Source organism: Nocardia speluncae NBRC 108251, assembly GCF_001613245.1.
GTDB classification, from domain to species: domain Bacteria; phylum Actinomycetota; class Actinomycetes; order Mycobacteriales; family Mycobacteriaceae; genus Nocardia; species Nocardia speluncae.
Map to the genome: position 1 here is coordinate 1 of NZ_BDBZ01000031.1, position 10,498 is coordinate 10,498.

Sequence of the window (10,498 nt, forward strand, 5' to 3'; positions counted from 1 at the left end):
TCGAGGCCCCGCCCGGCCGCCCACGGAAGGCCGGGCGGCCGTACCCCCGCCGCCGCCCGAACCTGCCCGGGACGCTCCCCGCAACCAGCCGCCGAACAGCCGGCGTCCCGCGCCGGCTGCGGAGCCCGAACCCACAACCACGCTGTCCCAGCAACCGGATCCGGAGCACGGCGGCCCACAATCCGACGCCGGCGGGCCCCCGAATTCCTCCCGGCAATCACGCAGCACACTCGGCCGCCGTCGTAAAGGTGCCGCGGTCGCCGTCGACGACAATGCCACCGATGTGATGTCACCCCTCGACGAGGACGGCGCGACACGTTCCGGCGGACGAACCGATACCGGCGGCTGGCCCACCTCGGGACCGGCCGGACCCGAAACAGTCGGCAAGCCCAAGCCACGGTCGGCGGCCCGGTCTCGGCGCGAGAAGCGGCTACGCCTGGCAGCCCGCGTGGGAGTCGCGTTCCTCTCCGTGCTGGCACTGCTGATCACCGGTGGCGGCTGGAGCTATCTGCGCGCCACCGGCAACAGCTTCACTCAGGTTTCGGCGCTCGCCGAGAACGAAGATGATGTGATCGATGCGCAAGCTCAGCTCGGTGACGAGAACTATCTGATCGTCGGGACCGATACCCGCGCCGGCGACAACGCCGAGGTCGGCGCCGGCACCGTGGAGGATGCCGAGGGCGCGCGCGCCGACACCACGATGCTGGTGCACATACCCAAAAACCGGCAGCGGGTGGTGATCGTGTCCTTCCCCCGCGACCTGGACGTCACCCGGCCCGAATGCAGTGGCTGGGATAACCAGAAGCCCGGCTACACCGAAGATGTGTTCCCCTCGGCAATGGGCGACAAGCTCAACGCCGTGTATGCGCTGGGTGGTCCCCGCTGCCTGCTGTCCACTATCCAGCGGATGACCGGCAGCACGATCAACCATTTCATCGGGATCGATTTCGCCGGCTTCGAACAGATGGTGGACAAGGTCGGCGGGGTCGAGGTGTGCGTGAGCAAACCGCTCGAGGACGGCATGCTCGGCACGATCATCCCGGAGGCGGGACGCCATAAGATCGACGGAAAGACCGCGCTCAACTATGTCCGGGCCCGGCACATCTACGGGGAAGAGCGCAGCGACTACGACCGGATCAACCGGCAGCAGAAGTTCCTGGCCTCACTGTTGCGCGGCGCACTGTCGAGCAAGATGCTGTTGGATCCCGGCAAATTGAACGGATTCGTCCAGGCCTTCTCCAAGGCGACCTTTGTCGACCAGGTCGAACCCAACGATCTGCTCATGCTGGGCAAATCGCTGCAGGATCTGGAGTCGGGAGCAGTGACGTTCCTGACGGTACCGACCGCGGGCACCACGTCCTACGGCAACGAGATCCCCCGCACCTCCGATATCCAAGGGATCTTCCAAGCAATCCGCGACGATCAGCCCCTTCCCGGAGAGAAGACCGCACCGGCACCGCCGCCGACCTCGGAAGCTCCGGTGCCCCCGTCGCTCACCGCGGTGGATCCCAGCACCCTGTCGCTCCTGGTATCCAACGGCTCGGGAATCTCGGGCCTGGCGAGTTCCACCGCGAGCGAGATGGCCAACGTCGGTTTCAACATCTACAACTACGGCAACTACACCGAAGGAAACGCCACCGAGACGAAGGTCCGCTACTCCCCTGGTCACGAGGCCGAGGCAGCCACGGTGGCGAGCGCGATTCCCGGGGCGACCATGCAGCTCGACGAGTCCCTGGGCAGCATCGTCGAACTCGTCCTGGGCGAGAACTACCAGCAGGTCGTGAACGAACCCGCCCTGGTCGGCAGCCCCATCACTGATCTGGCGCCCGCCAGCACCGAGGCGGTGGAACTGCCCAGCGACCTCGAACATGTGAACGCCGGCGACGATCCCTGCGCCGTGTAGTGACAGGGTGAACAACCCGCCCAGCGGGTTGTTCACCCTGTGTTGGTGACGTGGACAGTGGGGCGAACTAGTCTTCGTCTCATGCGTGTCATCTACAACGAGCGAATGGCCGATCTCGCCCACCTGCTGGGCGAGATGGCAGGGCTTGCCGGTTCGGCCATGGATCGCGCCACGCAGGCTCTGCTCCAGGCCGACCTGCCGCTGGCCGAGCAGGTCATCGGCGAGGGTGATCGGATCGCGGAGATGATCGCCGACGCGGAGGAGAAGTCCTTCGCGCTGCTCGCCACACAGGCCCCGGTCGCAGGCGATCTCCGGCAGGTGGTCAGTGCGATACAGATCGTCAACGACGTCAACCGGATGGGTACGCTCGCCCTGCACGTGGCCAAGGTGGCCCGTCGCCGGCATCCCAACCACGCCCTGCCCGAGGCGGTGAACGGGTACTTCGCCGAGATGGGCCGGATCGCGGTCAGCATGGGGCAGGGCGCCAAGGAAGTGCTGGAATCCCGCGACCCCGAACGCGCGGCGCAGCTCAACCAGGACGACGAGGCGATGGACGATCTGCATCGCCACCTGTTCACCTTGCTCATGGACCGGGATTGGAAGTACGGGGTGGCGCCCGCTGTCGATGTCACCCTGCTCGGCCGCTACTACGAGCGGTTCGCCGATCACGCGGTGGAGATCGGCCGCCGGGTCATCTTCCTGGTAACAGGCGAACTCCCCCCGGACACCGACACCGAGAGCTGAGCCACCTGCCCGCGAACGATGCACTGTAGCCCGAGAAGTTTCTCGGGCTACAGGCTTTTCTGCTGATCCGCCGCGGCAACCGGCGGGTGAGAAAACCACGATCTCCGCAACACCCAGAATTTCCGGGCGTTGCGGAGATCGCTGAAACCCGCGTGATATCAGGCGGGGTCGATCATCGGAGTCGGGTTACGTGCCGACGGATTGCCAGTTGTCGACAGCGTAGATTTCGACCGGAGCCGGTATCGCTCGCTGTTCGACCACGACCGCGGGAATCGTTCCCGCGTGCTCCTCTTCGCCGGTTTCAGCCGAAACGGCCGGAGATGTAGTCCTCGGTGGCCTTTTCACCGGGGTTGGAGAAGATCTTCTCGGTATCGTCGATCTCCACCAGCCGGCCCGGTTTGCCCTGGGCCTCGAGATTGAAGAAACCTGTCTTGTCGCTCACCCGCGCCGCCTGCTGCATGTTGTGGGTGACGATTACGATCGTGTATTCCTTCTTCAGTTCGGTGATCAGATCTTCGATCGCCAGGGTGGAGATCGGGTCCAGGGCCGAACAGGGCTCGTCCATCAGCAGTACGTCCGGGGACACCGCGATGGCGCGGGCAATGCACAAACGCTGCTGCTGACCGCCGGACAGCCCGCCGCCAGGCTTGTCGAGCCGGTCCTTGACCTCGTTCCACAGGTTCGCACCGCGCAGCGAGCGTTCCGCGACCTCGTCCAGTTCGGCCTTGTTGCGCACGCCCTGGAGTTTGAGACCGGCCACCACATTGTCGCGGATGGACATGGTCGGGAACGGGTTCGGGCGCTGGAACACCATGCCGATGGTGCGGCGCACGCCCACCGGGTCCACTTGGGAGCCGTAGATGTCCTCGCCGTCGAGCATGACGGCGCCCGATACGCTGGCGTTCGGGGTCACCTCGTGCATCCGGTTCAGCGACCGCAGGACGGTGGATTTACCGCATCCGGAGGGGCCGATGAAGGCGGTCACGCTGCGCGGCAAGACGTTCAGCGATACATCCGCGACGGCGTGGAACTTGCCGTAGTAGATGTTCAGGTCTTTGATATCGATGCGCTTGGCCATCTATTTTCCGTTTCCGCCTTATCGGTTCCGCATCAGGAACTTGTTGACACCCGCGGCCGCCAGGTAGAGCAGTGCGATCAGCAGGATGAGCGTGAGCGCCGCACCCCACACGCGCTGGCGTCCCGCATCTTCCGCGTTCGCCAGTTCCTGGTAGATCAGCAGCGGCAACGAGGCCATATTGCCGTCGAGGATATTCATATTGATCGACTTGCTGTAGCCGACCAGCACCAGCACCGGCGCCGTCTCCCCCATAACGCGGGCCAGCGCGAGCAGGATGCCGGATATCATGCCCGGCAGGGCGGTCGGGATGACGACCTTGACGATCGTCTTCCATTTCGGGATACCGAGCGCGTAGGAGGCTTCGCGCAGTTCGTCGGGGACGAGTTTGAGCATTTCCTCTGTGTTGCGCACCACCACCGGAAGCATCAGCAGCACCAGCGCCAGGGCCACCGCGAATGAGCTCTGCGGGAAGCCCAGGGTGGCGATCCACAGGGCGAAGACGAACAGCGCGGCGACGATCGACGGGATACCGGCCAGGATATCGACCATGAAGGTCGTCACCTTCGCGAAACGGCCGGTGCCGTATTCGATCAGGTAGATCGCGGCCATGATGCCCAGCGGTACCGCGATCACGGCCGCCACCGCAGATTGAACGATGGTGCCGTAGATCGCGTGGTAGACACCGCCACCGGTCTGATCGGGCAGGATGCCCTTCTGCGAGTTCTGCCACCAGTCCAGCGAAAGGATCGCCTCGAAACCGTTGGCGACCACCATGCCCAGCACCCAGACCAGTGGGATGAGTGCGATCACGAAGCACAGGGTGAACAGCCCGGTGGCGACGTTGTTCTTGATCTTCCGCGCGGTGCTCACGTCGCGGAAAGTCGGTGCCTTGATCGGCTGATCGAATTTGGTCATGGTGGCCATCAGCCGTTCACCTTTCCGCCGGCCACGAACCGGGCCAGCGCATTGACCACGAATGTCAGTACGAAGAGCACGAAGCCCGCCGCGATGTAGGCGCCGGTCGGTAGCGGCGCGCTGAACTCGGCAGCGGCCGATGCGATCTTGGATGCGAAGGTGAAACCGCCGTCGAACAGCGACCAGCCGCCGGCGTCCGCCGATGTTTTCAGGATGAGGAGCACGGCGATCGTCTCGCCGAGGGCCCGGCCCAGACCGAGCATGGAGCCGGCGATGACGCCGCTGCGCCCGTAGGGCAGCACAGTCATTCGCACGACTTCCCATTTGGTGGCGCCGAGTGCCTGTGCCGCTTCGATATGCGCGGGTGGGGTCAGCGCGAACACTTCCCGGGCGACCGACGTGATGATCGGCAGGATCATCACGGCCAGCACGATTCCGGCGGTGAAGATCGTGCCGCCGCCGGCGATGGAGACATTGCCATCGGCGAAGAGGAAGAACCAGCCCAGGTTGTCGTTGAGGAAATGCTGGACCGGTTTCAGGTAGGGCGCCAGCACCAGCAGGCCCCACAGGCCGTACACGATCGAGGGCACCGCGGCCAGCAGATCGGTCAGCATCGAGAACGGGCGGGCCAGCTGTTTCGGTGCGTACCGAGTAAGGAACAGCGCGATACCGACGCCGATCGGCACCGCGATGATGAGCGCGAACGCGGAGCTCAACACCGTCACCATGAACAGGTCACGGATACCGAAGCGGAGGTTGTCCGCATCGCCGGTGTTGAACTCCGTGCTGGTGAAGAAGTTCACCTGGTCAGCCCCGAGCGAGGGCACCGCGCGGATGAGCAGGAACAACGCGATCAACGCGATCGATCCCACGATGATGGCGGCGGCGGCTACGGCCAGCGATTTGAAAACCAGTTCGGCCCGCCGGCCGTGCCCGCCGCCCAGCGGGCGTAACGGCGGTTTGTTCGGTTCGCTCGACATGGATGCGGTGTCTCCGGCCTTGCGCAGGCCCGCCCCGGTGGACGAACCCGCGGAGGCTACCTCTGGGTTGACTGTCATATTCGCACTATCAGGAGATGGCGTTTATCGCCGTGGTCAGCTTGGTTTTGAACTGCTCCGGGATCGGTACGTAGCCGTTGTCTTCCAAACCTTCCTGACCGTTGGTGACCGCCGAGGTCAGGAATCCCTTGACTGCGGCGGCGACCTCACCGTCGGCGTACTGGGAGCAGACGATCTCGTAGGTCGGCAGGATGATCGGGTAGGAACCGGCCTCGGTGGGTTTGTAGAACGACGAGGTGTCGAGCACCAGGTCGTTGCCCTCACCCTTGATCTTCACGCCGTCGATCGCCTTGCCCGCGGTCTCCGAGGTCAGTTCGACGGGTTCGGGACCGGCGGAGGTGATGACCCGCACCTGGGAGAGGTTCTGCGCCTTGGCGAAGGACCACTCGTTGTAGGAGATCGAGTTCGGGGTCGACTTCACCGCGGCCGAAGTGCCCTCGTTGCCCTTGGCGCCTTCACCGACGCCGCCGTTGAAGACCTTGCCCGCTTCCTTACCCCAGGCGCCTTCGGAAGCCGCATCGAGATAGAGCTGGAAATTGTCCGTGGTGCCGGACTCGTCCGACCGGTAGATGACCTTGATGGGTTGGGCGGGCAGCTGCGTGTCCGGGTTGAGCGCCTTGATCTCCGGTGCGTCCCAGGTCTTGACGGTGCCGTTGAAGATCTTGGCCATGGTCGGGCCGTCGAGCGCAAGATCGGTGACACCGGCGACGTTGTAGGTGATGGCGATCGGGCCGAACACGGCCGGCAGGTTCCAGGCCGGTGCTGCGCAGCGCTCGGCGGCCTTCGCCACCTCGCCCTTGGATTCGCTCAGCGGCGAGTCGGAACCGGCGAAATCGGTCTGGCCGCCGAGGAATTCCTTCACCCCCGCGCCCGAGCCGCTCGAGGTGTAGTTCAGGGTCTGGCCGTCGCAGTTGGTTTCGTAGGCTGCGGTGAAACGCTCGACAGCGTTCTTCTGCGCCGACGAACCGCTGGCCTTGAGTGCTTCCGTGCCACCGCACTCGACCTCGGCGTTGGCTTCGACGCCGGTTGTGCCGGTGTTGTCGTCGCTGCCGCAGGCAGCCAACGGCAGGATCGCGGCGGCGAGAACGCCGACGATGGCGCTGCTGCGCTTGAACTTCACTCCAGTCCTCCGGATACTTCCTGCTCGCCCGGTCCCTCACCGGCCCGGACGGGCCTCATGGTGTGGCCGTTCGCGAGAACTTGCACACCAGGCGGCCCACGACCGCCCAGAATCAACCTAGGTCCCGTCGGTAGACAGCCGGACCAGGGTGAGTGAACGGGAAATGAACACCGGCGGCGGAACGGCGCCCGATATGTGTGATATTTGCCGCGCTGTTACTCAGCGGACCCTCGGCCTGCCGCCGAACGGCCGAATTCGGCGGCCGACGGACGACGACCCAACCCGCCGGCCGTTTCGTGAGGCTCGGCCGCGGGCACCGGATTCGACCGCCTCCCCGACACGGGGCGGAAGTCCGGCCGCGGCCTGGCGGCCGGCGCGGCAATGGCGCAGGGCGCCACCCCCGGCTTTATCCGAACCCGTCCGGTTCCGTGTAGGCGATATCGATATGCGCCGGGCCGAAACCGAGACGGCTGTAGGTCCGGACGGCGGCGGTGTTGTCGGCCTCTGTGTACAGCAGTACCTCGCCCAGCCCCGCGTCCCGCAGGTAATGGAGGCCGATCAGTGTGAGCAACCGGCCGAGCCCACGACCCTGCGCGGCGGGATCGATACCCACCACATAGACCTCGCCGGCGGGTGGATTCTCGTCGCGGTGCACCTTGGTCCAGTGGAAACCGAGCAACCGGCCGGGATCGTCGGCGGCGAAGGCCAGGAACAGACCCGCCGGGTCGAACCAGGATTCGGCGCGGCGTTGCGCCAACTCGGACGCAGTCCATCCACCCTGCTCAGGGTGCCAAGCGAAGGCGGCGTTGTTGACCCGCAGCAGTTCCGCGTCATCCGCCGGGCCGGCGTAATGACGCACCACGATACCGGCCGGAACCTCCACATCCGGTAGCTGTGGCGTTGCCAGCGGCCGTCGCATCTGCCACAGTTCGCGCGCGGCGACCAGCCCCAACCGGGCCGCGACCGCCTCCGCCGCAGGCAATTTCCCATGCGCCCACACCCGTGCCCCACTGCCGCCGGATGCGAGTACCGCGGCCACCAATTCCCGGCCGATGCCCCGGCCGCGATGCGCGGGTGCCACGGCGGCTTCCGCCATGGCCGGATGTTCATCGTGCGCCGGGGTGAGCCCCGCGTACCCGGCCACCACACCGCTGCTCAGGGCAAGCAGATGCCGGACCGGCGAATCGCCGCGCAGCGCGAGCAACCCCTGTTCGGAAACCGGTGCGACACCGTCGGCCGCCGCGGCGGCGGCCAGCAGGGCACTCACCTCGCCACCATCGCCGACCGCACCGTCGACCCAGCGCAACTCGAAATCGGCCACGGCTTCCGCACTCATTGGATCGTGCCGTTCACCGGGACGATCGAATCCTCGTCCGCGCCCTCGCGACCGCCGTTACCGACGCGGGATTCGGCATCACCCTTGTTCTGCGACCGAGCCGGCCGCACAGCCTTGTAACCCACGTTTCGGACCGTACCGATCAGCGATTCGTATTCGCTACCCAGCTTCGCCCGCAACCGCCGCACATGCACATCGACCGTGCGGGTACCACCGAAGAAGTCATACCCCCACACCTCCTGCAACAGCTGCGCTCGGGTGAAAACCCGGCCGGCATGCTGCGCGAGATACTTCAACAGCTCGAATTCTTTGTAGGTGAGATCGAGCGGGCGGCCGCGCAATCGCGCGGTATAGGTGCCCTCGTCGATCACCAGCTCCCCCAGAGTTATCTTGCCGGCATTCTCCGGGCTCGCCGCCCCACCGGTCCGGCCGACCAGCAACCGCAACCGCGCATCGAGCTCGGCCGGACCGGTACCGGGCAGCAGAATATCGTCGAGACCCCAATCGGCGTTCACCGCGACCAGACCGCCCTCGGTGAGCACGGCCACCACCGGAACCGACGATCCCGTACTACCGAGCAACCGGCACAAACCGCGCGCGGCGGCCAGATCGGTCCGCGCATCCACCAGCGCGATATCGGCGGTACCCGCCTCTAGCAGCGAGGCCACCTCGGTCGGCGCGGGCCGCACGTTGTGTGCGAGCAGCGATAGCGAAGGCAGAACCGAATCGGGGTCCGGATCGGCAGTCAGCAGGAGCAGCTCCACGGCACTCCTCCCATCTCGTAGCTACGCGAAAGCCAGCTTCGTCGCCGTCGCCACGTTGCTTATCCACAAGTGATGGCGACAAGATTAGCGCGCTGGGCCATAGCAGCGCCTCCGGCGCCGCGGGAGCGTCTCCGGAAGGCGGACCCCGGGCAGGCGCCGCGGGGCGTCCATTAGGGTGCATGACATGCGGAAGCTGATCATCGGACTGCTGTGCCTGGCCGGCCTGGCAGTGGTCGCCGATTTCGGCGCGGCCGCATATTCGGAATACCGGGTTTCCCGATCGCTACGGGTCGGCGCCGAACTGAGTGCCGACCCGGAAGTCACATTCCACGGGTTCCCGTTCCTGCGGCAGGCGCTCGGCGGCCGTTACGACAATATCGAGATCAACGCCGACAGTGTCCGCGCCGATATACCCGGCGAAATCGCGCTCGAAGCCACCCTGCTGGGAATGCGGCTACCGTTCGGCGACCTCGTCGACGGCCAGGTCCGCAGCCTGCCGGTGGATCGAGTGGATGTCCGGATGCGGGTCGCCCCCACCGAACTCGGCCGACTGTTCGGCATCCCCGACCTCGAAGTGCATTCACGCCCCGCGGACAAATCCGACGGGACCGGCGGATCGGGCGGATCAGGAATGACCACCGCCGGCGCACTGGTGCTGACCGGGACGCTACCGAAGGCCCCCAGCGGCCAGCAGGGCGCGAGTTTCACCGGGGAACGGGTCAGTGTGGCGGCGGATCTGCTGCTCGACGGCGACCAGGTACGGATAGTGGCCACCGGCCTGTATTCCGACGAACTCTCCCCCGTCCCGTCGGAGCCGGTGGTCGACGAGGCGGATATCCCGGCAGTGCTGGCGATGTTCACCCGTACCATCGATACGAAGGAACTCCCCTTCGGTATCCGGCCCATCGAGGTCACCGCGCTGGGTGGCCATATCGTGGTAGAGGGCCGGGGCGAAGATGTGACGATCGACCTGAACAGATTGCGGCGACCATGATCGAGATCACCATACTGGTGGTAATGCTGCTGGCCGGGCTGGCAGTGGGGCTCTACCTACGCCACCGCGAAGGCTCGGTACGGACGGCTCCGATCACCCTCGATCGCGATACCGCCGCCCGCGACGAACTGCTGGTGTCCGCCGGGGTCACCGGGGGCGGGCCGGCAGTACTGCATTTCTCGGCCGATTGGTGCGGGCCGTGCGCCGCGGTGCGCCGGGTCGTCGCCGACGCCACCGCTGACCTGGCAGATTCCCCGCAGCCGCCGCGCGATATCGAGGTCGATATCGACGCGGATCCGGCGCTCGCCCGGGCGTTGAACGTGCTCTCGCTACCCACCACCTTCGTCTTCGACGCCGAGGGGCGGGAACGGTTCCGCATCTCCGGGGTACCCAAGACGAGCGATCTACGCAGTGCACTGAGTCCGCTCACGGCCGCGCTGTAATTTTGGAGCCGCTCCGCGGCTCGAGGGTGGGGCCTGATCGAGGCTTCTGCTTCACTGTTCCGCTGTGTGGTCGGCGCCCCGGACTCCGGGCGCGGCTGACAACCCGGTGGTAGTCGGTCCGTGAAGGGGCGGGCTGTAATTTT

The 10,498-nt window shown here is 65.9% G+C and carries 10 protein-coding genes; 4 read left to right on the top strand and 6 right to left on the bottom strand.

All coding sequences use genetic code 11. The features are described from left to right. Together NS6_RS23315 and phoU are read left to right on the top strand one after the other, a co-directional pair. Positions 1–1,903: LCP family protein (locus tag NS6_RS23315; RefSeq protein WP_068045307.1), on the top strand; the 1,903-nt coding region annotated here is incomplete at its 5' end. 81 nt (positions 1,904–1,984) lie between these two features. After that, the gene (phoU, locus tag NS6_RS23320) at positions 1,985–2,647 is read left to right on the top strand and encodes a phosphate signaling complex protein PhoU (protein WP_068045310.1); all 663 of its coding nucleotides are present in this window, start codon (positions 1,985–1,987) and stop codon (positions 2,645–2,647) included. Positions 2,648–2,948: 301 nt separating this feature from the next. Here the strand turns inward: phoU and pstB are convergent, their stop codons facing one another. The 6 genes from pstB to NS6_RS23350 all read right to left on the bottom strand — a co-directional run bounded on the left by pstB (position 2,949) and on the right by NS6_RS23350 (position 8,918). Then, entirely contained in the window at positions 2,949–3,725 is a 777-nt protein-coding gene (pstB, locus tag NS6_RS23325; RefSeq protein WP_068045312.1) for a phosphate ABC transporter ATP-binding protein PstB, read from the bottom strand. An 18-nt stretch (positions 3,726–3,743) separates the two neighbouring features. After that, a complete protein-coding gene (pstA, locus tag NS6_RS23330) occupies positions 3,744–4,649 on the bottom strand; it encodes a phosphate ABC transporter permease PstA (protein WP_174552623.1) in 906 nt (301 codons plus the stop codon). Then, the gene (pstC, locus tag NS6_RS23335; protein WP_068045331.1) at positions 4,649–5,620 is read right to left on the bottom strand and encodes a phosphate ABC transporter permease subunit PstC; all 972 of its coding nucleotides are present in this window, start codon (positions 5,618–5,620) and stop codon (positions 4,649–4,651) included. Before pstC ends, pstA begins: the two co-directional genes overlap by 1 nt. 88 nt (positions 5,621–5,708) lie before the next feature. Beyond that, positions 5,709–6,818, bottom strand: coding sequence for a phosphate ABC transporter substrate-binding protein PstS (pstS, locus tag NS6_RS23340; RefSeq protein ID WP_068045315.1), 1,110 nt, complete (start codon positions 6,816–6,818; stop codon positions 5,709–5,711). A 406-nt stretch (positions 6,819–7,224) separates the two neighbouring features. Continuing rightward, a complete protein-coding gene (gene mshD, locus NS6_RS23345; protein ID WP_084471338.1) occupies positions 7,225–8,154 on the bottom strand; it encodes a mycothiol synthase in 930 nt (309 codons plus the stop codon). Continuing rightward, positions 8,151–8,918: a winged helix-turn-helix transcriptional regulator gene (locus tag NS6_RS23350; protein ID WP_068045318.1), complete on the bottom strand. Its 768-nt coding sequence runs from the start codon at positions 8,916–8,918 to the stop codon at positions 8,151–8,153. Before NS6_RS23350 ends, mshD begins: the two co-directional genes overlap by 4 nt. A 184-nt stretch (positions 8,919–9,102) precedes the next feature. Between NS6_RS23350 and NS6_RS23355 the strand changes: the two genes are divergently transcribed. Further along, a complete protein-coding gene (locus NS6_RS23355; protein WP_068045321.1) occupies positions 9,103–9,912 on the top strand; it encodes an LmeA family phospholipid-binding protein in 810 nt (269 codons plus the stop codon). After that, a complete protein-coding gene (locus NS6_RS23360; RefSeq protein WP_068045324.1) occupies positions 9,909–10,355 on the top strand; it encodes a thioredoxin family protein in 447 nt (148 codons plus the stop codon). The genes NS6_RS23355 and NS6_RS23360 overlap by 4 nt, the downstream gene beginning before the upstream one ends. Positions 10,356–10,498: the final 143 nt, after the last annotated feature.

Coding starts and splice junctions, on each gene's coding strand:
- NS6_RS23360 (WP_068045324.1), top strand. CDS start 9,909: ATGATCGAGATCACCATACTGGTGGTAATGCTGCTGGCCGGGCTGGCA.
- NS6_RS23355 (WP_068045321.1), top strand. CDS start 9,103: ATGCGGAAGCTGATCATCGGACTGCTGTGCCTGGCCGGCCTGGCAGTG.
- pstB (WP_068045312.1), bottom strand. CDS start 3,725: ATGGCCAAGCGCATCGATATCAAAGACCTGAACATCTACTACGGCAAG.
- pstA (WP_174552623.1), bottom strand. CDS start 4,649: ATGGCCACCATGACCAAATTCGATCAGCCGATCAAGGCACCGACTTTC.
- phoU (WP_068045310.1), top strand. CDS start 1,985: ATGCGTGTCATCTACAACGAGCGAATGGCCGATCTCGCCCACCTGCTG.
- pstC (WP_068045331.1), bottom strand. CDS start 5,620: ATGTCGAGCGAACCGAACAAACCGCCGTTACGCCCGCTGGGCGGCGGG.
- mshD (WP_084471338.1), bottom strand. CDS start 8,154: ATGAGTGCGGAAGCCGTGGCCGATTTCGAGTTGCGCTGGGTCGACGGT.